This is a genomic window from Amycolatopsis sp. WAC 04182, assembly GCF_003947465.1.
GTDB lineage: Bacteria > Actinomycetota > Actinomycetes > Mycobacteriales > Pseudonocardiaceae > Amycolatopsis.
Window position 1 is genome coordinate 79,650 of the sequence record NZ_QHJJ01000003.1, and the last position, 23,126, is coordinate 102,775.

The following is a 23,126-nucleotide window of genomic DNA, read 5'->3' on the forward strand; positions in this document are numbered from 1 at the left end:
CTAACTCACGAGCCCGGCGCCATCAGCACCGACGCCGCCGGGAAGTCCGAAGCGAAACCGCCGGGCAGCGGGGCGACGAAGACGTTCTCGGTCCGTGTGCGGGTGATGAGCCAGCGGCCGTCGTGGCGCCGGAACGCGTTGTTGAGCCTGCTGGATCGCAGCAGGCCGGTGCCGTCGGCGTACAGCCACGGCTGGACGTGGATCCATTGCCCCTCGGCCCGGTCGCCGGTGACGTGGATCTGCTCCGACGTCAAGTAGTGGGCGTTGAGGACCAGCGCCGGATCCCGCTTCTCGCCCCAGAATCGCTCGAAATGCGCCCGGATCCGGTCCTTGCCCACCGCGCGCCCGAACTGCCCGTCGTAGTGCTCGCCGACGCCCTCCCAGACGGCGTCTTCGGCGTACAGCTCCAGGATCAGGTCGATGCGCTGGTCGTCGCCGGTGACGCCGTACTCCGGGCAAGGGGTGTCGCAGAGGAACATGTAGCGGGCCTGGATCCGGCGGATCTCGGCCTCGGCCTCCAGCACCTCGACGCGGTGACGCAGGTCGGCGAGTTCGTCCTTCATCGGTGGGTCCTCACGGGTGCGGTTTCGGGAAGGGCCAGCAGGCAGACGACGGTCAGTGCCATCCCGCCCGCGAGGTAGTAGCCGACGGACGTCGACGTGCCGGTCCATTCGATGAGCCGGTTCGCCATCGACGGCGCGAGGCCACCGCCCAGCACCGCGCCGAGCTGGTAGGCCAGCCCGGCGCCGGACTGCCGTTGTTCGGGCGTGAACAGCTCGGTCAGGTAAGTGATCAGCGGGCCGAACAGGAACCCGGTCAGGGCGAAACCGACGGCGATGGCGAGCGTCCAGGCGGCCAACGTGCCGATCCGCGCGATCGGGAACAGGAGGAACATGTAGGCCAGCACCGCGACGGCCGACGCGACCATCACGGGTTTGCGGCCGAGCTTGTCGGACAGCCGGGCGCCGGCCACGACCGTGACCGCGTGGAGCGCGAGGCCCGGCAAGGTGCACCACAGCACGTCCTGGATGTCCAGCCCGAGGCCCTTCGGCGCCGGACCGGCGGCATAGGAGAGCATGAATCCGGCCAGGACGAACATGACGCCGTTGAGCCCGGTGTTCGCGCCCGCGGCGAGCAGTAGTTTGCCCCAGTTGTCGCGGATGACGTTCCAGATTGGCAGTTTGACGATCTTCTTGTCCAGTTTGCTGGCCGCGAGTTCGTGGAACACGGGCGATTCCTCAAGGGCCCGCCGCGCCCAGACGCCGATGGCCAGGACGACCGCGCCCGCGATGAACGGGATCCGCCAGCCCCAGCTGGTGATGACGCTCTGCGGCAAATAGAAGATGAGTACGAACGCGAGGTTCGCCAGCAGCGCGCCCAGCGGCGATCCCAGTGCGACGAACGCGCCGAACGCCGCCCGCCGCGACGGCGGCGCGTGTTCCACGGCGAGCACCGACGCCCCGCCCAGTTCGCCGCCGCGCGAGAAGCCGTGCACCAGGCGCAACAGGACGAGCAGCAGCGGCGCGGCCACACCGATCGTGGCGTAGCCGGGCAGGAGTCCCATCAGGACGGTGGCCGCGCCCATGAGGTAGAAGGTGATGAGCATGGCGCGGCGCCGGCCGTAGCGGTCGCCCACCCAGCCCATCACGATCGCGCCGAGAGGCGCGACGACGTAGCCGATCGTGTAGGTCGTCAGGCTCATGAACGAGGCGAACCAGGGATCGGTGTCGCCGGAGAAGAACACCTTGGGGAAGACCAGCGCGGAAGCGACCGTGTAGATCGAGAAGTCGAAGAACTCCAGCGATGTTCCGGCGCCCGCGCCGATCGCGAGCCTGCGGGTCTGGGCGGAGGTGGTCTTGGATGGAGCGGTGGATGCTGTCATGCGCTCTTCCTTGAACGGTGACGGACGGTCGGCGTTGCGCCCCTCCCCGGCAACGTTCGTCCCAACGTAGGAAGCTCCCCGTGCCGCGCCTAGTGGAGGAACCCGCTGCCGGACTGAAGGTTTTCCCTACCGAGTCACCGCTATCGAGGAGGTCCGCGCGTGAGCGCGATCAACGATCTGCCCGCCACCGTCCAAGCCCGGATGCTCGCCGCCGGCGAGTTGTCGGCGAGGGAACTGCTCGACGCCACCCTCGATCGCGTGGCGGAGCTGAACCCGGTCCTGAACGCCGTCGTCAGCATCGACGAGGACAGGGCGCGGGCCGCCGCCGCGGCGGCCGACGAAGCGCAGGCGGCCGGGCGGCCGCTCGGGCCCCTGCACGGGCTGCCGCTCGTGGTGAAGGATCTCCACGCGACCGCCGGGATGCGCACCACCTTCGGCTCGCCCGCGTTCGAGGACAACGTTCCCGCCGCCGACGAACTCGTCGTCGCCCGGATGCGGACGGCGGGAGCGATCGTCTTCGGCAAGACGAACGTTCCCGAGTTCGGCGCGGGCTCGCACACCTTCAACCCGGTGTTCGGCCTGACCCGCAACCCCTACGCGCCGGACCGTTCCGCGGGCGGTTCGAGCGGAGGCGCCGCGGCCGCGCTCGCGGCGGGGCTGACGTCGCTGGCCGACGGCAGCGACATGGGCGGATCGCTGCGGAATCCGGCCTCGTTCTGCAATGTCGTCGGCCACCGCCCTAGTCCGGGGCGAGTCCCGTCGTGGCCGGCGAAAGACGCCTGGTTCACCCTCGGCGTCCAAGGTCCGATGGGCCGTACCGTCGCCGACGCGGCCCTGCTGCTGTCCGTCCAAGCGGGCCCGGACGAGCGCGCTCCACTGTCGTTGCCCGAGTCCGGCGCGGTGTTCGCCGCCGGATTGCCGGCCCGGCTGGACGGCCTGCGGATCGCGGTCTCACCCGATCTGGGCGGACGGGTTCCTGTCGACGCCGAGGTCGCGGCGATCGTGGAAGACCAGGTGGACGTGCTCCGCGGCCTCGGTGCCGAAGTCGTCTCCGGCTGTCCTGACCTGACCGGAGCCGAGGAGGTCTTCCAGACCTTCCGCGCCTTGAACTACGCGCAAGGGGTCGGCGATCTGGTCGACGCCGAACCGGACAAGGTCAAGCAGACCATCCACTGGAATGTCGCGAAAGGACGGGCGCTCACCGGCGAGGACGTCGCCCATGCCATCCGGCTGCGCACCGAACTCTTCCACCGTGTCCGCGCCTATTTCTCCGCTGTGGACGCTGTCGTTCTTCCCTCCAGCCAGGCACTTCCCTTCGACGCCGAGCTGGAGTACCCGAAGACGGTGGGCGGGTCCGAAGTGGACGACTACCTGCACTGGATGCGGGCGGCCTACCTGATCTCCGCCACGGAATGCCCGGCGACCGCGGTCCCGGCGGGCTTCACCGGCGAAGGACTGCCGGTCGGGGTCCAGGTGGTCACCGCACGTCACGCCGATCTGCGCGCGCTCGGGATCGCGCACGCGCTGGAGAAGGCGAACGGTCACACCGCCCGCAGGCCGCCTCAGAGTGGTGCCAGCACTACCACGAGTCTTCCCTCACGTGGGATCGATCCGGACCTTCCCCGGCCGTAGGTTTCAGGGGAGAGATCACCACCGGTTAAGGGGAAATGATGAATTCAGGGGGCACACGCGCCTTGACGCTGGAATCCGTGAGCAAGGTCTACGGATCCGGCGACGGCGCGGTCACGGCCTTGAACGGGGTGACCGTCGAGGTGCGCAAGGGCACGTTCACCGCGGTGATGGGACCGTCGGGATCGGGCAAGAGCACCTTCCTGCACTGCGCGGCAGGGCTGGACAAGCCGAGTTCCGGCCGGGTGCTGCTGGGGGACACGGAACTGAACAGGCTGCGCGAGAAAGCGCTCACCGAGCTGCGGCGGACCCGGATCGGGTTCATCTTCCAGGCCTACAACCTGTTGCCGTCGTTGAACGTGCTGCAGAACATCACGCTGCCGATGCGGCTGGCCGGGAAGAAGCCGGAGCCGCAGTGGCTGCGCGAGATCGTCGAGGGAGTCGGGATCGCGAAGCGGCTCGAACACCGCCCGTCGGAACTCTCCGGCGGCCAGCAGCAGCGGGTCGCGATCGCTCGCGCGCTGATCACCCGGCCCGAGGTCGTCCTCGCCGACGAACCGACCGGGGCGCTGGACACGCGCACCGCGCGCCAGGTCCTCGACCTGCTTCGCTCCATTGTGGACGGTATGGGGCAGACCGTGCTGATGGTCACCCACGATCCCGTCGCCGCCTCGGCCGCGCACGGCGTGCTGTTCCTCGCCGACGGCAAGCTGGCGGGCCACCTCCCGGAGCCGACTCCGGAACGGGTCGCCGAGCGCATGACCCACCTCGGGGAGTGGTGACGTCATGTGGGATTTGGCATGGCAGACGACGAAGACGCGTTTGAGCGGGTTCATCGGCGCGTTCGTCGCGATCCTCTGCGGGACGGCGCTGGTCGCCGGATGCGGCATCCTGATGGAATCCGGGCTGCGCGCCGGTGTCCCGACCCAACGCTACGCGGACGCGGCGGTCGTCGTCGGCGGTCAGCAGAAGGTCGACCCGCCTGGCGCCGGTCCGCTCGAGACCCAGCAGGTCGCCGAGCAGGCTTCGGTGCCGGTGGCCCTCACCGGGGCGATCTCCGCGGTGCCGGGGGTCCGCGGGGCGGTGGCCGAGCAGAGCTTCCCGGCGAACGTGGTGACGGCCGACGGCCAGGCGCTGACCGGGCCGGAAGGCGGCCAGTCCTTGGGGCACAACTGGGACGCCGCGACGCTGGCGCCTTTCTCGCTGCGGGACGGCCAGGCGCCCACGGGGGCCGACGAGGTCGTCCTGGACGCGGATCTGGCGTCGCGGAGCGGGGTGTCGGTCGGTCAGCGGGTGAAGATCGCCGTCCGCTCGGCTCCGGTGGAGTTCCGGGTTTCCGGTATCGCCGCCCCGAAGTCGGGTGACGGCCTCACCCGGCAGTCCGCGGTGTTCTTCTCGCCGGAGAAGGCCGCCGAACTCGCCGGGACACCCGGCCAGGCGCACGCGATCGGCGTGCTGGCGGACCCGGGGGTCACGCCGGGCGACCTCGCCGACCGGATCCGCGACGCGGTCGGCACCGGCAAGGTGACGGTGACGACCGGGGTGGAACGCAGCACGGTCGAGTTCCTCGACGTCAGCCAGACCCGGATGCTGCTGCTGGCGCTGGCCGGCTCGTTCGGCGGCTTCGCGCTCCTCATCGCGGTGTTCGTCGTGGCCAGCACGCTGGCGCTGGTCATCAACCAGCGACGCCGGGAGTTCGCGCTGCTGCGGGCGATCGCGGCGACTCCTCAGCAGATCCGCAAGCTCATCGGCGCCGAGACGATGATCGTCGCGGTGGTCGCCGGGGTACTGGGCAGCGGCCTCGGGGTGGCGGTCGGTTTCGGGCTGAGGAACGCGTTCGGTGCCGTCGGGGTGATCCCGCCGGACTTCGAACTGGCGATCAGCCCGATCCCGCTCGTCGCCGCGCTGGTGCTCGGTCTCGGCACGGCACGCCTGGCCGCCTGGTCGGCGTCGCGGCGCCCGTCGTCGATCCGCCCGGTGGAGGCGCTCGGCGAGGCCGCGGTGGAGCGGCGTGAACTCGGCCGGGTCCGCGTCGTCATCGGCTGCGCGCTGGTGGCGGCCGGTTTCGCCGGATCGATGGCCCCGATCTTCGTCCGCGGTGACGCGGGGCTCGCGGCTTCGGGCGGTTCGTCGCTGATCATCGTGATCGGGCTGGCCGTGGTCAGCCCGAAGGTGGTCGCGTTCATGACGCGGCTGATCGCCCCGGTGCTCAACCGGACGTCGCGGATCAGCGGCTACCTGGCCGCCGCGAACAGCCAGGCGAACGCGCGGCGCCTCGCCGCCGCGGTCACCCCGGTGATGCTGGCGGTCTCGTTCGCGCTGACGATGTTCTACAGCCAGACCTCCGCGGCGGCCGCGCGCCAGGAGGAGACCGTCGAGTCGACCACCGCGGACCATGTGCTCGCCGGGAGCACGGGTGGGCTCTCGCCGGAGGTCGCCGAGGCGGCGCGGCGGATCCCCGGGGTGGCCGCCGCGACGGCGGTCGTCCGCACCGAGGTGATCAACACGGTGCAGGAGCAGGACAGCCTCCGCGTCGAGCGGTACGCGGCGCAGGGACTGGAGGGCGCGCAGATCCGCGGCAACTTGGAGCTGGGCGTGGTGTCGGGCAAGATCACCGACCTGACCGGGAACACCGTCGCGATGAGCGAATCGGAAGCCGGCTGGTACGAAAAGAAGATCGGCGACGAGGTCGAGTTCTTCTTCGGTGACGGCGCTCCGGCCAAACTGCGGCTGGTCGCCACCTACAGCCGTGACCAGGCTTTCGGCCGTTACGTGTTGCCCGCGGACCTCGCCAGGGCGCACACCGGTGATCGGATGGACGATTCGGTGCTGGTGCGTCAGCAGCCCGACGCGGACGCCGCCACCGTGACCGCCGCGCTGCAGGCTCTCGCGAGCCGTTACCCGGGACTGGTCGTGACGCCGGGATCGGCGGTGGCCGCGCCCGCCGGCGGGCAGCAGCAGGCCCAGTTCTACGTGAACCTGGTCGCGGTCGGCGTGATCCTCGGTTACGTCGTGATCTCCGTGGCGAACACGCTGGTGATGAGCACGGCGCAGCGGGCCCGGGAGTTCGCGCTCCTGCGCCTGATCGGCACGACGAAACGCCAAGTGGTGCGGATGATGCGCTTCGAGGCGCTGACGACGGGCGGTGTCGCGGCGCTGCTGGGGACCCTGGTGGCGGGGGTTCCGCTGGTACTGCTGAACCTCGGCCTGCGCGGCACCCCGCTGCCGTCCGGCACGATCACCGTCTTCGGCGGGGTCGTCGCCGGGGCGATCCTGCTCGGCCTGCTCTCGCTCGGCCTCGCCACCCGCGTGGCGCTGCGGGCGAAGCCGATCGAGGCGATCGGTCTCCGCGAGTAGCGCGGTCCCCGCCGTCCGGTCAGCCCTCCGCGGCAGGCCGGACGGCGGGGATCTTCCCGCCGCGGAAGGCGTCCACGAACAACCGGTGGTCGTCCCGTGACTGCTCGGCGTAGGCCATCCCGAACTCGGTCAGCGTGCGGACGAACTCCTCCTCACGGTCGCCGATCACGTCGGCGATGGCCGCTTCGCTCTGGAAATCGACGAGGGTCTGCTCGGAGTCCGAATCGGACACACAGTGCATCTTCGCGGTGGCCCGGCCGAGGTAGTCGAGCACCGGCCCCATCTCAGACGGTTCGGTCAGATCCGACCAGTCCAGGTCGTCGACGTACGGCGACAGCTCCGAGACGACGAACCCGGTCCCGTCGATCTCCGTGTACCCCAGCCAGGGATCCGCGTGCGCCTGCAACGCGCGCTGGGAGACGGCGGTCCGGTGCCCCTCGTTGGTGAAATAGCGGCGGATGCTCTCTTCGGACACGATCCGGCTCGGCGCCGCCACGTTGCCTTGCTTCATGGACAGGACGACGTCGTTCTCGAGGGCCTGGGTGCGGCCTTCGACGAGGATGTTGTACGCGGGCAGCCCGGCGGAGCCGATGCCGAATCCGGTCCGGCCGACGATGTCCTTGACCCGGTAGGTGATGCTGCCGAACCGCTTGTTCTCCGGGATGGTGTCCAAATAGGACTCGAAGGCCTTGGTCGCGATCTCGTGTTCGGCCTTCTCGAGGACCCGGACACCGGGTCCGTGCCGGAACCTGCGGTCGTAGTCCTCCACAGTGGTCAGTTCGTCGAGCAGGTCGATCCGGGTCTTGAGCCGGGCCCTCAGGAGGACCTGGTGCAGGACGCCCTCGGTGCTGTCCAGCTGGAGCCGGACGAGTTCGTCGCCGGGCCGCTCGGCGTACTCGCGGACCTGTTTGACGTAGGCGCGCAGATAGGTGCCGATCAGCGTCTCGATGTCGTCGTCCGAGATCGCCTTGCTCCACGCCAGCAGCGCGACACTGGCGGCCAGCCGTTTGAGGTCCCAGGTGAAGCAGCCGAGATAGGCCTCGTCGAAGTCGTTGACGTCGAACACCAGCGTCCCGGACGAATCCATGTAGCTGCCGAAGTTCTCGGCATGCAGGTCGCCCTGGATCCACACGCGACTGGTTTCGGCGTTCGCCCACGGATCGTCCTCGTGCGCCATGTCCGCGTAGAACAGGCACGCCGAACCCCGGTAGAAGGCGAACGGGGCGGCGGCCATCTTGCGGAACTTGCGGCGGAACGCGTCGGCGTCCGCGCGCATGAGGTCCTCGAAGGCCTCCACCAGCACTTCGACGATCCGCGCCTGACGTTCGTCCTCGCCTCGCTCGCGGATCAACCCGACCACACCTGTCATCACGACCTCCAGACATCGTTCACGGTGCCACAGGTCGGTTCGCCGGGCAGGTCAGATCTTCCGGAAACGCGCGTCCAGTAGCGCGAAGGCGCCGAAGGCGGCGATCCCGGCCGCGAGCACGAGGAGCATCGGACCGCCGTAGGGCTGGGCGGAGAGCGTCTTCAGCGCGGCGTCGAGCCCGCTCGCCTTGGCTGGGTCGAAAGTGACCGCCGCGACGACCGTCAGCACGCCGATGGTGCCGTATGCGGCGGAGAGCGCGATCCACCCGACCTGCCCGAGCCGGATCGTCGTGCTCCTGGCGGGACCGGACGCGCCGCCGAAGTCGAGCTCCCGCACGAAGGTCTTCCGGAAGCCGCGCTGGGCGAGGAACACGGCCACCGCGACCACGGCGATCCCGGCGGCGGTGATGAGGACCGGCCCGTACGACTCCGCGAGGATCCCGGCGACGAAAGAGCCTTGCCCGTCGTCGGCGCCAGCGACGGCGATCTTCACCGCGCTGTAGGAGACGAGGCCGTACAGCACGACCTCGATGGCACTGACGATCCGGCGCACGGTCCGCCGCCGTGCCTTGACGTGCCGGTGCCCGGTGATCGCCTCGCTGAGCTGCCACAACGCCAGGACGGCGAGACCGGCCGCGATCAACCACAGCAGCCACGCGCCGCCCTCGGCGACCACCATCTGCAGTGCGCCCGCCTTGTCCGCCTTCGCCTTGTCGCCGAGCGCGACCTGAGCCGCGAGCCAGGCGACGAGCAGGTGCACGACCGCGTAGCAGACGAGCCCGCCTCGGGCGATCAGGCCGAACGTCTTGCTCTCGCGCATCGGGCGATCCTTGCCGAGCGGACGGCCGCACGCCAGACCCGGCCGGAGCAACATGTCGGGCAGGTCACTCTTGATCTCCACCGAGGTCGAGGGTGAAGGCTCGGGTTCACCATCTGCTCCGAGGAGTGAACATGAGTGAGGACAAGGGCTTCTACTCGATCATCGAGTACGCGGTCGACGGGCCCGAGACCCAGGCCGCGTTGGTGGACGCCTTCGCCGAGATCCAGGACCGCTGGGTGCGGTTCTACCCGGGTTACGTCTCGGCCCGCTTCCACGCGAGCGTGGACGGGACGCGGGTCGTCAACGTCGTCAGCTGGGCGAGCGAGGCGGACTACCGGCATTTCGAGGAGACGTCGGACACCGCCGGACGGCTCGCGGCCATCCAAGCGGCGCTCGACGGTCTGCCGGGCGAGGTCGAGTCGCTGGTGACCGCGAATCCCCGCTACCGCGTCGTCCGGGAGACCGGCCCCGGCCCGCGGCGGCGATAGAGGGCTCGGATCCCGAAGGCCGCCAGCAGGCCGAGGACGGCCAACCCGAACGGCCGGAGCGTGACCGTCCACGGCCACGCTTCGCCGTCGAGCGCGAGGTGGTCGGTCCGGTATTCCAGCGTTCTGGCCGTCCATCGCGTGGTCGCGGTGTCCGTGGTGCGCACGAGGTCTTCGAGTACGGCGTCGAACGGGAACCCCGGCGCCGTGTGCAGATACACCGGCGAGAGCCCGGAGTACCGATCGGCGGCGTGACTCGCGGCCGCGTCGGCGCCGGGGACGATCAACCGGTCGAGTTCGGCGGTCGCCGGCGTGCCGCGCGGCGCGAAAGTGAGCCCGTTCCGGGACCGGATCGGCGTGCCGTCGAGACCGATCGCCGTCGTCCCGACCGCCAGCGACTGGCCGTAGGTGTCGAACACCGCGGCGAGTTCCAGTTCCCGGATCCCGTTCGTCAGCAGCACCCCCAGCGTCGGCTTGTCCCACCGGAAGGCGGTGTTGAACCCGACCACGGTGTCCGCCGCTTCGAAGCCGTTCTGCGTCATCGGCGGGCTGGAGCCGGGGGAGTAGTGGGTCCAGCCGACGGCTTCCGCCGCCTTCCGCGCGGCTTCGGTGCCGGCGAAGCGCTCGGTGAGCCGGAGTGCCCCGTCGATCCCGGAAAGGATCCCGGCCGTGGTCAGGATGTTCCCGTCGTCGACGTAGCGCGTGCCGCGAACCCAGTCCACGGCGGGGAATTCGTCCTCGAACCCGCCGATGCGGAGCCAGTGCGCGGTGGCCTTCCGCCCGTCGAGGAGCCCGGCCGTGGCGAGGACGCCCGAACCGTTGCAGACACTCATGAGCAGCGAGCCCCGCGCCGACTGGCGCTTCAGCCACTCGGTCACCGGACGCGTGGTCGGCTCGCCGAGATCCGGCAGCGCGGGCACCACCACGACGTCCGGCGCGGCGGACGAAAGAAGCCGGTCGAGATCGGTGAAACCCAGATCGGGGATCAGGTCGAGGCCGCCGGTCAGCGTGACCGGCCGGGCCTCCGGCGCGACGGTGTAGACGTTGAACACGCCGGTCGCCGCCAGGACCTCGTAGGGCGCGAGCGCGTCGGAGACGACGGCCCCCTCGTTACCCACGACGACCACCGCGGTGGGCTTCGCGGGATCGTGCGGCCGATGGGCCGGGTGCGGCGCGATGCCGTCGGTTCTCTGCGTGTAGCGGTTCTCGAAGCTGGCGCTGAGGGTGACCGCGCCGAGAGTGACCGGCAGGGCCAGCGCGGCGACGGTGAAGGCCAGCACGGTCAGCGTGACACGGACGAAGGATCGCATGATCAGAGTCCGTACTCGGCGCGGCGGCGGACCATGGCGGCGAGCATCGCGGGCACCATCAGCACGTGCCCGGCCGTCATCAACGTCGCCCCGGAGACCAGGCCAGTCCAGAAGAACGGCAGGAACAGCACATAGGGCAGGTACATCGCGGCCGACATCTCGGCGATCGATGCCCAGCCATGGCGCCGGATCCGCATCCACAGCGCCATCCCGAGCGACATGTTCGTCGCCATCACCAGCGCGTTCGCGGTCACGTTCCCGGGGAGGCCCGGCCACAGGAACGACCAAACCGGCTCCAGGACGATCATCCCCACCACCATCGCGACCAGCATCTCCACGGCGTGGCGGGCGAAGTGCAGGACGGCCTGCTTACGGGTCTTCGGCTCTGTCGTGTGCTTCATATCGGCTCCCTCGGTCGATGCGATGGGAGCAATGTTCGGGCGTGGCGGGGCACGCGAGCAGGTGCCGGAAGTCATGTGCGAGGTCATGTGACCGCGCTCAGAACAGGCCGAGTTCCTTCGCGCGCAGGGCGGCCTGGGTCCGATCCCGCACCTGGAGCTTGGACAGGACACTCGTCACGAGGTTCTTCACCGTGCCTTCAGCGAGGAACAGCGTCTTGGCGATCTCGCGGTTGCTGCGGCCGTCCGCCAGGAGCCGGACGACCTCCAGTTCACGCTCCGAAAGCGGGGTCGCCAACGGCCGAGGTGCCTCGGCGGGCAGCCGCGCCACCCTCGCGACGAGCTTCGCCGCGACCGACGGCTGCAGCACCGATTCGCCCCGTTGGGCCGCGACCAGCGCTTCGACCAGCCGCGTCGACGAGACGTCCTTGAGCAGATAGCCGACGGCGCCCGCGCGCAACGCGGCGAACACGTCCTCGTCGTCGTCGAACGTCGTCAGCGCCAGTACACGCACGTCCGGTTGCTCGGCCCGAAGCCGCGCGGTGGCCGCGATCCCGTCCAGCACCGGCATCCGCAGATCCATCAGCGCGACGTCGGGACGGAGTTCGGCGCAGCGCCGGACGGCCTCCTCGCCGTTCGCGGCCTCGCCGACGACGTCGATCTCCGGCTGGACTTCCAGCAGGGTCGCCAACGCCTCGCGGAACAACGCCTGATCGTCGACGATCAGCACCCGGACGCTCATCCCGGCACCTCCACGGTGAGCGTCAAGCCGTGCCCTTCTTCGGATTCGATCGAGACACTGCCACCGAGCCCCGCGACCCGCTCGCGTAATCCGACGAGACCGAAACCCTTGTCCGGTGGGGGATCCCCGGCGAGCCCGAGACCGTCGTCGCGGACCTCGAGCCGGACTCGATCGGTGACGGCGTAGTCGAGCACCACGGTCGCGGCGGTGGCCCGCGCGTGCTTGCGCACGTTGGTCAGTCCTTCCTGAGCCGCCCGGAACAGCGACTCCTCCACGTCGGCGCGGGTGTCGCGCGCGGTGCCCTTGACCTCGAACCCGGTCGGCACGCCCGCCGCGGAAGTCTCTTCCGTCAGTGCCCGCACCGCGTCGGCAAGCGGTTCGGAACGCGGCTCCCGCAACGCCGACACCGACCGGCGGACCTCCGCCAGCGCCTCGCGCGACTGGTCCTGCGCCTTGGCGAGCATCCCGTCGGCCCGTTCCGTGTCGCCGGTGCCGATCACCGCGCGGGCGGCCTGCAACATCATCTGGACGACGGTGAGGTGGTGACCGAGCCCGTCGTGGATGTCGCGCGCTAGGCGGTTGCGTTCCTGGATGGTGGCGAGCTGTTCGGCCTGCGCGGCCTGATCGCGAAGACGTTCGTGCGCCTCGGCCAGGTCCTCCCGCGCCCGCTTCTCCCGGACGACCAGCTCGGTCACCACGGCGGCGAAGACCATGACCGCCAGCGTCCCGAGCCCCTCGCGGAGCCCGTCGAGCGGCGCCATCGGCAGGTGGATCAACGGGATCAGCACCGCGACCCCGAAAGCCACCGGCAGCGGCAGCAGCAAAACGGTGTGGCAGACGAGGACCACGAGAAGCAGGACGGAGCCGACGGCGGCGCCAGAAAGCGAGAACAGGGTGAAGCCGAGCGGTAACTGAACGCAGACGTACGCGATCGCCCACGCGCGTCCGTGCCTCTGTACCCAGGGGAAGCCGGCGATCGCGATCGCCGCGTAGACCAGCCCGGCGACGAGCGTCGGCAGCACGAGTGTCTCGTATTTGGCCGAGCCGAGCGGCAACGTCACGTACGCGACGAGGGTCAGCACGGCCAGGGCCCGGTTCACGGACACACCATGCCACGTACGGCGGGCCAGATGGGCGAACTCGCGTGATCAGACGCCGCACACGCGAGTTCGCTCTCCAATCACGCGAGTTCGCCGTTCAATCACGTGAGTTCCGCGTCTGATCACGCGAGTTACGCGTTTCGTCCTCTGAATGCGGTGGTTGCGCGTGCAATTACCGCATTCAGAGGACTGAACGCGGTGTCAGGCGATGGTGCTGTTCCGGATCTCCAGCGAGAACGGCGTCTGGACGTCTTCCGGTTCGAGGTCGCTCCCGCCCGCGATACGCCGCCGCAGCAGGTCGACCGCGGCCCGCGCGATCGCCGCCTTGTCCGGCGCAATCGTCGTCAGCGACGGCAGGCTGTACGCGCTCTCCTCGTTGTTGTCGAAGCCGACGATCGCCATGTCCGACGGCACCTGGACGCCGCGTTCGGCCGCGGCGCGCAGGGCGCCGATGGCGAGAAGGTCGTTGAAGCAGAAGACCGCGTCGGGCGGTTCGGGCAGCGCGAGGAGATGCGTCATCGCTTCGGCACCGTTGGCGCGGTGGTAGCGCAGGGCGGGCAGGACGAGTTCCGGGATGGGCACGAGTCCCGCTTCTTCGAGCGCGGAGTGGTAGCCCTCCAATCGTTGCGCGGCCGTGTGGCGTTGCGGATGCGCGCCGATCGCGGCGATCCGGCGGCGGCCGAGCGAGATCAGGTGCCGCACCGCGATCCTGGCGGCCTGGACGTTGTCGATGCCGACGTGGTCGATCGGGACGTCGACGACGTGCTCGCCGAGCATCACCAGCGGCACGCCCGGCGCCAGATCCTCGAAGTCGTTGGTGTGCAACGCTTCGGGGCTGATGATCGCGCCGTCGATCAGATGCGGGCCGAGCGCGGACAGCGTGTTGCGCTCGCGCTCCCTGGTGCCGAGGGTCTGTTCGATGAGGACGTTCCACTCGTGTTCCTGCGCCGCCTGCAGCACCAGTCCCGCCAGCTCACCGAAGTACGGGATGCTCAGCTCGGGCAGCATCAGCCCGAGGAACCCGGTGCGGCCGCGGCGGAGGTTGCGGGCGCCCAGGTTGGGCCGGTATCCGGTCGACGCCAGTGCCTCCTCGACGCGCTTGCGGTTCTCCGGCTTGACGAAGTCGTAGCCGTTGACCACGTTCGACACGGTCTTGACCGAGACGCCCGCCAGCTTGGCGACGTCCTTGAGCGTGGCCACCCTCGCTCCCCTCTGCAGTGCTCCGGCACAGATCCGGCACAGCCTAGCCGCGCGAACGGCGGATTTACAACGTTGTACCAACGATGTAAATCTGGCATCGTCCCTATGAGTGACATGGGTCACCGCAGATCCGTGTGCTCGACTTCCCCGAGGAGCGATCGATGTCCCTGCCCATCCGCCGCACCCTGCTCCTGGTGACCGGCCTCGCGCTCGCGCTGACGGCCTGCACCAGCCGCGAGACCCAGCAATCCGCCCCGTCGGGGGCGGGACCGGCCGCTTCGGCGGCGCCGAACCAGGCCGCGGGGCCGGGATGCGCCCGCGAGAAGACCGGCTACCCGCAGGTGGACGTGAAGAACGCGGTCATCGGCTTCTCCCAGTCGGAGAAGGAGGCGAACCCGTTCCGCATCGCCGAGACGCAGTCCATCAAGGACGAAGCGACGAAACTCGGTGTCCCGGCGGACAAACTCCTGATCACCAACGCGCAGAGCGATCTCAACAAGCAGGTCAGCGACATCAAGTCGTTGCTGGATCGGGGTGCGCAACTGCTCATCGTCGCCCCGCTGAACTCCGACGGCCTCCAGCCAGCCCTCGACGCGGCGAAGGCCAAGAAGGTCCCGGTCATCACGATCGACCGCAAGGTGACCTCGCAGCCTTGCACCGACTACCTGACCTTCATCGGCTCCAACTTCGTCGAGCAGGGCAAGCGCGCCGCGCAGGAGATGGTGAAGGCCACCGGCGGCACCGGCAAGGTCGCGATCCTGCTCGGCGCGTCCGGCAACAACGTGACCACCGACCGCACCAAGGGTTTCAAGGACGAGCTCGCTTCGACCACGGGGATCCAGATCGTCGCCGAGCAGACCGGCGAGTTCGACCGGTCCAAGGGGCAGGCGGTCATGGAGCAGCTGATCCAGAGCAACCCGGAGATCACCGCCGTCTACGCCGAGAACGACGAGATGGGCATCGGCGCGGTCACGGCGCTCAAGGCCGCGGGCAAGACGCCGGGCAAGGACGTCAAGATCGTCTCGATCGACGGCACCCGCAACGCCGTCCAGCTCATCGCCGACGGCAGCTACAACGCGGTGATCGAGTCCAACCCGCGCTTCGGCCCGCTCGCCTTCTCCACGCTGCAGGACTTCGCCGCGGGCAAAGAGATCCCGCCGACCGTGGTGATCTCCGACGACCAGTACGACTCGGCGAACGCGGCCCAGAAGCTCGGGAACGCGTACTGACGATGGAACCGGTTCTCGAGGTCGAAGGCGTGACGAAGACGTTCGCCGGGGTGCGCGCGCTCGACGACGTGTCGTTCGCGCTGCGGCCGGGTGAGGTGCACGCGCTGGTGGGCGAGAACGGCGCCGGCAAATCGACGCTGATCAAGGTGCTCACCGGCGTGCACAGGCCGGATTCCGGCACGATCCACGCGCGGGGCGCGATCTCCACGATCTACCAGGAGGTCAACCTCATCCCGCTGATGAGCGTGGCGAGCAACGTGTACCTCGGCCGCGAGCCGCGGAAGCGGTTCGGGCTGGTGGACTGGGCGCGGATGAACGCCGACGCGGCGGCGCTGCTGAAGGACTACGGCATCGACACCGACGTCCGCCGTCCACTCGGGACACTCGGTGTCGGCGCGCAGCAGATGGTCGCGCTGGCCCGAGCGGTGTCGGTCGACGCCGACGTCGTGATCATGGACGAGCCGACGTCCTCGTTGGAACCGCGCGAGGTCGAGACGCTGTTCGAGGTCATCGGCAGGCTGCACGAACGCGGGATCGCGATCGTGTACGTCAGCCACCGGATGGACGAGCTCTACCGGATCTGCGACCGCGTGACGGTGCTGCGGGACGGCAAGCGGGTCCACACCGGACCGCTCGCCGGCCTGCCGCGGCTGGAACTGGTGTCGATGATGCTCGGCCGCAGTGTCGGCGACATCCGTTCGCACGGCGCGACGGCCTTCGAGGGCGACCACGAGGCGGGCCGGGAGCCGGTGCTGCGCGCGGAGAACCTCACCAGCGGCAACCGGCTGGGAGGGGTCTCGGTGGAGATCAAACCCGGCGAGATCGTCGGCCTCGCCGGGCTGCTCGGCTCGGGAAGGACCGAGACCGCGCGCGCGATCGTCGGCGATCTGCCGCTGTCCGGTGGCACCGTCCTCGTCGGGGGAAAGCAGGTCCCGCAAGGGAACGTGGCCGCCGCGATGCGCGCGGGGGTCAGCATGCTCGCCGAAGACCGCAAGACCGAGGGCATCATCCCGCATCTCTCGGTACGGGAGAACATCGTGCTCGCCGCGCTGCCGAAGCTGTCCCGTTTCGGCTTGGTCAGCCGTGCCCGGCAGGACCGCATCGTCGACACGTTCGTGAAACGCCTGCGGATCAAGGTGTCCAGTCCTGATCAGAAGGTCGCGGAGCTCTCCGGTGGCAACCAGCAGAAGGTGCTGCTCGCCCGCTGGCTCTGCACCGAACCGAAAGTGCTGCTGCTCGACGAGCCGACCCGGGGCATCGACGTCGGCGCGAAGGCGGAGGTGCAGGCGCTCATCGACGAACTCGCGAAAGACGGGCTCGCCGTCCTGCTGATCTCCTCGGAGATGGACGAACTCCTCGACGGCGCCGACCGGCTGATCGTGCTCAAGGACGGCGCGGTGGTCGGGGAGCTGACGGGGGACCAGCTCACCCAGGACCACGTGCTGGCCGCGATCGCTTCGGGAGGCGCGGAATGACCAGCACCCAGCGAAGAACGGAGGAACCGGGGCCCACCATGACGGAGACGGCGAAAACGGTGGACCGGACCCGGGTGGCGCGATGGCTGCAGGAGTACGGCGTGTACGTCGCCGTCGTCGCGCTCGTCCTGTTCAACATCGCGTTCACGGCGAACTTCCTGACCGTCGGCAACTTCCGCACCCAGCTCATCCAGGCCGCGCCGGTACTGGTGGTCGCGCTCGGGATGGCGCTGGTGATCGGCACCGAAGGCGTCGACCTTTCGGTGGGCGCGGTGATGGCGCTGTCGGCCGCGCTCGTCCCGCTGTACCTCGGCTACGGAACGCTGCCCGCGGTCGCCATCGCGCTCGCCGCGGGACTGGCGGCGGGGGCGTTCAACGGCGTTCTCGTGGCCAGAGTCGGGATTCAACCCATCGTGGCGACGCTGGCGTTGCTCGTCGGCGGACGCGGGCTCGCGCTGGTGCTCGCCGACGGCCAGCTGATCCAGCTGCACGATCCGGGTTTCCTGGCGCTCGGCACCGGCGAGGTGCTCGGGATCCCGGTGAGCGTGCTCATCGCGGCCGTCCTGGCCGTGCTGATGGCGGCGCTGGTCGGGAAGACGGCGTTCGGCAGGCGGCTGGTCGCGATCGGCGGCAACCGGCGGGCCAGCGTACTCGCCGGGCTGCCGGTCACCCGCGTCCTCATCGGCGTCTACGCCATCTGCGGGCTGCTCGCGGCACTGGCCGGGGTGCTCTCCACCGCCCGGCTCGGCGCGGGCGACCCCGCGGATGCCGGCCTGCTGATGGAACTGTCCGCGATCACCGCGGTCGTGGTCGGCGGCACCCCGCTGACCGGCGGCCGGGTCCGCATCCTCGGCACGGTGATGGGTGTCCTGCTCATGCAGCTCGTCCGCGCCACGCTCATCAAGCACAACCTGCCGGATTCGACCGCGCAGATGATCCAGGCCGCGATCATCGTCGGCGCGGTGTACGTCGCACGGGAACGGAGCAGCCGATGACCGCGGCGCCCACGATGGCCGCACAGGACTCCACGCGGCGCGAGCTGATGACCGGAGTGCTGCAGAAACAGGGCGCGGCGATCGCGCTGGTGCTCATGGTCGCCGTCGCGTGGCTGCTGTTCCCGCGCTTCGGCAGCCTGGACAACCTGCGCGACATCGCGTTGCAGAGCTCGTTCCTCGCCATCATCGCGCTCGGGATGACGTTCGTGATCATCACCGGCGGGATCGACCTGTCGGTCGGGTCGGTCTACGCGCTCGGCGGGGTCCTCGCCGCCTACGGGTCGCAATGGGGATTCCTCGTCGCGCTGCTGCTGCCGCTGGCGGTGTGCGGGCTGATCGGCCTGATCAACGGGTTGCTCGTCGCGAAGACCGGGATGGCACCGTTCATCGTCACGCTGGCGTCCCTGCTGTTCGCCCGCGGGCTGCTGCTCGCGATCACCAGCGAGGGCGCGACAACGTACAAGATCCCGGAAGGCGAGGCGTTCGTCGAGCTAGGGCGCGGCACGCTGTTCGGGTTCGGCTATCCGGTGTTCATCGCGGCGGCGCTCTGCCTGGTCGGCGGGCTGCTGTTGCGGCGGACCCGGTTCGGCCAGTCGGTGTTCGCGACCGGCGGCTCGGAGCAGTCCGCGAAACTGATGGGACTGCCGGTGGCGCGCACCAAGGTCACCGTCTACGTGATGAGCGGCGTCCTTTCCGGGCTCGCGGGCGCGCTCACCGCGGCGTACCTGCAATCCGGCGTCACGGTGATCGGGGTCGGCCTCGAACTGGACGCCATCTCCGTCGTCGTCATCGGCGGCACCCTGCTGACCGGCGGGATGGGCACGATTCTCGGAACGGTCATCGGCGTGGGCATCCGAACGGTCATCCAGAACGTCATCAACCAGATAGGAACCCTCGACAGCAACTACCAGTCGGTGGTCAGCGGTGCGTTCCTCTTGGTGGTCGTTGTGCTGCAACGGTCATTGGCCCGTACGACCGCCCGGAGATAGGGAGATCGCATGCACCGAAGAACCGTGCGCGCCCTGAGCGTCGTGGCCGGTCTGCTGGCCGCCGCGACGACACTCGTCCCCGTCGCCCAAGCCGCTCCGGTCCCGCTCCCGACCCCGTGGACGGACCTGGTCTCCCCGTCGAACGCGCTGCCCGAGTACCCGCGCCCGCAACTGGTGCGCTCGGAGTGGCTCAACCTCAACGGGACCTGGGGTTTCACCGGTGCGCCGAACCTGAACTCGCCGCCGATCGGCAGGCCTCTGGGCGAGAACGTCCTCGTGCCCTACCCGATCGAGTCGATGCTTTCGGGGATCAAACGGCACGAGGACAACATGTTCTACCGCCGGGCGTTCACCGTTCCGTCCACTTGGGACGGTCGGCGGGTGAAGCTCAACTTCGGTGCCGTCACCTGGGAGACCAGGGTCTGGGTCAACGGGACGCCGGTCGGGAGCCACACCGGCGGTTTCGACGCCTTCTCGTTCGACATCACCCCGGGGCTCAAAGCGGGGGAGAACGAGATCGTCGTCGGCGTCGCCTCGCCAGTCGACGGAAGCCGGTACCCGGTGGGGAAGCAGCGCAAGACGCCCGACGGCATCTTCTACACGGCGGCGTCGGGGATCTGGCAGACCGTCTGGCTGGAACCCGTGCGGGCCGAGCACATCACGCGGCTCGACACCACCCCCGATGTTCCCGGCGGCGCGCTCGACCTCGTCGTCCAGGGGACCGCCGGGCAGCAAGCGACCGCCGAAGTCCTTTCGGGTGGTCAAGTGGTCGGGACCGCCACCGGTGCCGTCGGTTCCCGCCTGCGGGTGCCGGTGCCGAACGCGCGACTGTGGTCGCCGGACGACCCGTTCCTCTACGACCTGCGTGTCCGGCTGCCGGGAGGCGACGTCGTCACCGGGTACTTCGGCATGCGGTCGCTGGGCAAGGCGATGGTCGGCGGCGTGCTGCGGCCGCTGCTCAACGGGAAGTTCGTCTTCCAGCTGGGCACGCTGGACCAGGGATACTGGCCGGACGGCATCTACACCGCGCCGACCGACGAGGCGCTGCGGTTCGACCTCGAACGCCAGAAGGCGCTGGGCTTCAACATGGTCCGCAAGCACATCAAGGTCGAGCCCGCGCGGTGGTTCTACCACGCCGACCGGCTCGGGCTGATGGTCTGGCAGGACATGCCGTCGCTCGACTCGATCGACGAGGTCCCGAACGGGCACGCGAACTTCGAGGCCGAACTGCGGCGGATGATCGAGCAGCACAAGAGCATCACCTCGATCGTGCAATGGGTCCCGTTCAACGAAGGCTGGGGAGAATACGAGGCCGGGCGCATCGTGGACCTGGTCCGCTCGATCGACGACACCCGGCTGATCAACCACAACTCGGGATCCAACTGCTGTGTGTCCGATCCGGATCCGGGCAACGGTGACGTGATCGACGACCACGCGTACCAGGTCTCCACCGGTACGAGGCAACCCGACGCGCGCCGGATCGCCGTGCTGGGTGAGTACGGCGGGCTCGGCAGGCGCGTCGTCGGGCACGAATGGGAACCGGGCAAGGGTTTCGCGTACGGCGCTCTGTATCCGGACGAGACGTCGCTGACGAACCGGTACGTGGAGATCACGAAGCAGGTCGGGCGGTTCGTGCACGGCCGCGGGCTTTCCGCGTCGGTCTACACCGAGCCGTACGACGTCGAGAACGAGGTCAACGGCTTCTACACCTACGACCGTCGCGTGCTGAAGATGACCGAGGCGCGGGTGCGCGAGATCAACCAGAAGGTGCTCGCCATCGCCAAGGGCACCGAGGTGGGCCGGGGTGAACTCGTGTCGTTGCGGGTCACCACGGCGGGGTACACGGATCGCTATCTGCGGCACCAGGACGACTTCGTCAGGACTGATGTCTTGGGCGAGGGCAGTGCGGACCTCGCCAAGAAGGACGCGACGTTCTGGGCCCGCCAGGGGCTGGCCGACGCGTCGTGCCTGTCGTTCGAGTCGCGGAACTACCCCGGGCATTTCCTGCGGCATTCGTCTTCACGGATCCGCAAGGACGCGAACGACGGATCGACCATGTTCGCCGGGGACGCGACCTTCTGCGCGAGGGAAGGCGCAGGCGGAACGGCCTTGGAGTCCTTCAACCAGCGTGGCGCGTACCTCCGGCACTACGCCGCGACCGTCTATCTCGCGCGCAGCGGCGGGCCGAACCCGTGGGACACGCCGTCGAGTTTCGCGGCGGACACGACGTGGGCGGCGTCGGTCCCGCTTTGGCGCAGCGGCGCGGATCTGCCGCTGGACCAGGCGCGATCGTTCAAGGTGACCACACCCGGCTTCATCGACCGCTTCTTGCGGCACCGTGACGGTCTCGCGAGGACGGACGTGGTGAACGGGGGGAGCGCGGCGTTGCTGAAGGCGGATGCGACGTTCTTCGTGCGGCGCGGCCTCGCGGATCCGTCGTGCTACTCGCTGGAGGCGCGTAACTATCCGGGCCAGTTCCTGCGGCACGCGGACTTCCGGGTGCGGCTGGGCGGGAACGACAACACCGACCTGTTCCGGAAGGACGCGACGTTCTGCGCCCAGCCCGTGGCCGGTGGAGTCCGGCTGGCGTCGGTGAACGAACTGGGCACGAACATGCGGCACTACGCCGAGGAGGTCTACGTCGCCGCCAGCGGCGGTGGCCACCTGTTCGACAACCCGGTCTCGTACGACCAGGACGTGACCTGGGCGGTCTCCGCGGCTTGGGCTCCGTAGTCCCGGCTCGTGAGTGGCAAGGACGGTTAGAGCCGTCCTTGCCACTCACGAGGGCGATGACCACTCCCGGTAACCTTGTCCCCATGACCGGCCCGGACACACCCGCCTCCTTCAAACTCGCGTACGTCCCCGGCGTGACGCCCTCGAAGTGGGTCCGGATCTGGAATGAGCGGTCGCCCGACGTCCCGCTCGAACTCGTTCAGACGACCGCGGCCGAGGCCGCCGCGCTGGTCCGGGAGCGCGAGGTGGACGCCGTCCTGCTGAGGCTCCCGATCGATCGCGAGGGACTGCACGCGATCCCGCTCTACACCGAGACGACCGTCGTGGTCGTCCCCAAGGACCACTTGGTCGCCGCCGCGGACGAGGTCACCGTCGACGACATCGCCGACGAAATCGTGCTGCACCCGCTCGACGACACGCTGGACTGGGACGCGCCGCCGGGGAAACCCGCGCTGGAGCGCCCCGCCACCACGGCGGACGCCATCGAGCTGGTCGCCGCCGGTGTCGGGCTCCTGGTCGTCCCGCAGTCGCTCGCGCGGCTGCACCACCGGCGTGACCTGACCTACCGCCCGATCTCCGGCACACCCGAATCCGGTGTCGCGTTGTCGTGGCCGGACGAAGAGACCACCGACCTGATGGAACAGTTCATCGGGATCGTGCGCGGCCGCACGGTCAACAGCACGCGCGGGCGGCAGCAGGTCCCGGAAAAGCAGGCGCCGGAGAAGAAGGCCCCGGCGAAGGGCAAACGTCCCCAGCCCGCCGGCCGGAAGCCGCAGGCCGGGAATCGCCGCGCTCCCCAGGGCGGGAAGCGCGGCAAACCCCGTCGTCGCAGTTAAGAGACTGGAAGCGGCGGCAGCGCATAGCCACGGTTCACCGTGCGAGGCAGGCGAGCGCCTTCGTGGCGAGTCGCCGAACCTCGCTCCAGCCGCTGTCACTGAACCAGGCCGCGTCCGAACTCATGGAGCCTTGGCGCTCCGACACGGCGACGACCGCGGCCACGACGTCGCGAATCACGTCGCTCTCCTGACCGTCACGGAGGATCGTCCCGATCGACGTGACCGGATCCACCAAGTCCCACGGGGTGTCGTCCACCAGCCAATGGACAGCATTCGTGAGGTCCGGCCATCGGGGGTCCCGGCCCGCGCCGTCCATGGGTTCATGAGGGCAGGTCGCTACCGGGTTCCCCGCTCCCTTTTCAGGAGGCGAAGCGGGTAGAAACCCGGTGCCGCCTCGGCCCTGGACCGTGTCCGAAGACGTAACTCGCGTGATTGGAGGCGCAACTCGCGTGTCTGGGGACGTATCTCGCGTGTCTGGAGCCGGATGACGGCCGGCGCGTGTGTTACGCCTCCAATCACGCGAGTTACGGCTCTAATCACGTGAGTTCGCTCCTCGCCTATCCGCAGGGTCCGCACCC

General features: G+C 69.3%; 20 protein-coding genes. 10 read left to right on the forward strand and 10 right to left on the reverse strand.

Translation table 11 applies throughout. The features are described from left to right. Nucleotides 1–5 precede the first annotated feature (5 nt). Together DMH01_RS14195 and DMH01_RS14200 are read right to left on the reverse strand one after the other, a co-directional pair. Complete coding sequence (locus DMH01_RS14195) at nt 6–563, reverse strand: nuclear transport factor 2 family protein (protein WP_125676928.1); 558 nt, start codon at nt 561–563, stop codon at nt 6–8. After that, nucleotides 560–1,882, reverse strand: coding sequence for an MFS transporter (locus DMH01_RS14200; RefSeq protein ID WP_125676930.1), 1,323 nt, complete (start codon nt 1,880–1,882; stop codon nt 560–562). The genes DMH01_RS14195 and DMH01_RS14200 overlap by 4 nt, the downstream gene beginning before the upstream one ends. A gap of 159 nt (nt 1,883–2,041) precedes the next feature. On the opposite strand from DMH01_RS14200, the gene DMH01_RS14205 reads away from it, so the two are divergent. The 3 genes from DMH01_RS14205 to DMH01_RS14215 are packed head-to-tail and all read left to right on the forward strand — an operon-like array spanning nt 2,042 to nt 6,868. Continuing rightward, nucleotides 2,042–3,514 (forward strand): amidase, encoded by a 1,473-nt coding sequence (locus tag DMH01_RS14205; RefSeq protein ID WP_125676932.1) that lies wholly within the window; start codon nt 2,042–2,044, stop codon nt 3,512–3,514. A gap of 38 nt (nt 3,515–3,552) precedes the next feature. Next, nucleotides 3,553–4,293: an ABC transporter ATP-binding protein gene (locus tag DMH01_RS14210; protein ID WP_125676934.1), complete on the forward strand. Its 741-nt coding sequence runs from the start codon at nt 3,553–3,555 to the stop codon at nt 4,291–4,293. 4 nt (nt 4,294–4,297) lie between these two features. Further along, nucleotides 4,298–6,868 (forward strand): FtsX-like permease family protein, encoded by a 2,571-nt coding sequence (locus DMH01_RS14215; RefSeq protein WP_125676936.1) that lies wholly within the window; start codon nt 4,298–4,300, stop codon nt 6,866–6,868. A 19-nt stretch (nt 6,869–6,887) separates the two neighbouring features. Here DMH01_RS14215 and DMH01_RS14220 read toward each other — a convergent pair whose 3' ends face one another. Both DMH01_RS14220 and DMH01_RS14225 read right to left on the reverse strand, forming a co-directional pair. Beyond that, nucleotides 6,888–8,237 (reverse strand): DUF2252 domain-containing protein, encoded by a 1,350-nt coding sequence (locus tag DMH01_RS14220; protein ID WP_125676938.1) that lies wholly within the window; start codon nt 8,235–8,237, stop codon nt 6,888–6,890. A gap of 51 nt (nt 8,238–8,288) precedes the next feature. After that, on the reverse strand, nt 8,289–9,137 hold the full coding sequence (locus DMH01_RS14225; RefSeq protein ID WP_125676944.1) for a DUF1206 domain-containing protein: 849 nt from the start codon (nt 9,135–9,137) through the stop codon (nt 8,289–8,291). Nucleotides 9,138–9,187: 50 nt separating this feature from the next. On the opposite strand from DMH01_RS14225, the gene DMH01_RS14230 reads away from it, so the two are divergent. Next, nucleotides 9,188–9,544: an antibiotic biosynthesis monooxygenase gene (locus DMH01_RS14230; protein WP_125676946.1), complete on the forward strand. Its 357-nt coding sequence runs from the start codon at nt 9,188–9,190 to the stop codon at nt 9,542–9,544. Here DMH01_RS14230 and DMH01_RS14235 read toward each other — a convergent pair. The 5 genes from DMH01_RS14235 to DMH01_RS14255 all read right to left on the reverse strand — a co-directional run bounded on the left by DMH01_RS14235 (nt 9,499) and on the right by DMH01_RS14255 (nt 14,291). Continuing rightward, on the reverse strand, nt 9,499–10,851 hold the full coding sequence (locus DMH01_RS14235; protein WP_125676948.1) for a DJ-1/PfpI family protein: 1,353 nt from the start codon (nt 10,849–10,851) through the stop codon (nt 9,499–9,501). The two genes, DMH01_RS14230 and DMH01_RS14235, sit on opposite strands and share 46 nt — an antisense overlap. A gap of 2 nt (nt 10,852–10,853) precedes the next feature. Beyond that, nucleotides 10,854–11,252: a hypothetical protein gene (locus DMH01_RS14240; RefSeq protein WP_125676950.1), complete on the reverse strand. Its 399-nt coding sequence runs from the start codon at nt 11,250–11,252 to the stop codon at nt 10,854–10,856. A 97-nt stretch (nt 11,253–11,349) separates the two neighbouring features. Further along, complete coding sequence (locus DMH01_RS14245) at nt 11,350–11,991, reverse strand: response regulator transcription factor (protein ID WP_125676952.1); 642 nt, start codon at nt 11,989–11,991, stop codon at nt 11,350–11,352. Further along, complete coding sequence (locus tag DMH01_RS14250) at nt 11,988–13,091, reverse strand: sensor histidine kinase (RefSeq protein ID WP_233621514.1); 1,104 nt, start codon at nt 13,089–13,091, stop codon at nt 11,988–11,990. Before DMH01_RS14250 ends, DMH01_RS14245 begins: the two co-directional genes overlap by 4 nt. Before the next feature lie 201 nt (nt 13,092–13,292). Continuing rightward, nucleotides 13,293–14,291, reverse strand: a complete 999-nt coding sequence (locus DMH01_RS14255; protein WP_125676956.1) for a LacI family DNA-binding transcriptional regulator — start codon at nt 14,289–14,291, stop codon at nt 13,293–13,295. A gap of 161 nt (nt 14,292–14,452) precedes the next feature. On the opposite strand from DMH01_RS14255, the gene DMH01_RS14260 reads away from it, so the two are divergent. The 6 genes from DMH01_RS14260 (at nt 14,453) to DMH01_RS14285 (ending at nt 22,548) form a co-directional block, all read left to right on the forward strand. After that, the gene (locus tag DMH01_RS14260; RefSeq protein WP_125676958.1) at nt 14,453–15,520 is read left to right on the forward strand and encodes an ABC transporter substrate-binding protein; all 1,068 of its coding nucleotides are present in this window, start codon (nt 14,453–14,455) and stop codon (nt 15,518–15,520) included. A gap of 2 nt (nt 15,521–15,522) precedes the next feature. Next, nucleotides 15,523–16,995, forward strand: a complete 1,473-nt coding sequence (locus tag DMH01_RS14265; protein ID WP_125676960.1) for a sugar ABC transporter ATP-binding protein — start codon at nt 15,523–15,525, stop codon at nt 16,993–16,995. Between the two features lie 38 nt (nt 16,996–17,033). Continuing rightward, nucleotides 17,034–17,990: an ABC transporter permease gene (locus tag DMH01_RS14270; RefSeq protein WP_125678748.1), complete on the forward strand. Its 957-nt coding sequence runs from the start codon at nt 17,034–17,036 to the stop codon at nt 17,988–17,990. Continuing rightward, nucleotides 17,987–18,979, forward strand: coding sequence for an ABC transporter permease (locus DMH01_RS14275; protein WP_199745489.1), 993 nt, complete (start codon nt 17,987–17,989; stop codon nt 18,977–18,979). The genes DMH01_RS14270 and DMH01_RS14275 overlap by 4 nt, the downstream gene beginning before the upstream one ends. A gap of 9 nt (nt 18,980–18,988) precedes the next feature. Continuing rightward, nucleotides 18,989–21,712, forward strand: a complete 2,724-nt coding sequence (locus tag DMH01_RS14280; RefSeq protein ID WP_125676962.1) for an AbfB domain-containing protein — start codon at nt 18,989–18,991, stop codon at nt 21,710–21,712. An 83-nt stretch (nt 21,713–21,795) separates the two neighbouring features. Further along, nucleotides 21,796–22,548: a LysR family substrate-binding domain-containing protein gene (locus DMH01_RS14285; protein WP_125676964.1), complete on the forward strand. Its 753-nt coding sequence runs from the start codon at nt 21,796–21,798 to the stop codon at nt 22,546–22,548. Nucleotides 22,549–22,582: 34 nt separating this feature from the next. Here the strand turns inward: DMH01_RS14285 and DMH01_RS14290 are convergent, their stop codons facing one another. Beyond that, entirely contained in the window at nt 22,583–22,804 is a 222-nt protein-coding gene (locus DMH01_RS14290) for a hypothetical protein (RefSeq protein ID WP_233621516.1), read from the reverse strand. Nucleotides 22,805–23,126 lie beyond the last annotated feature (322 nt).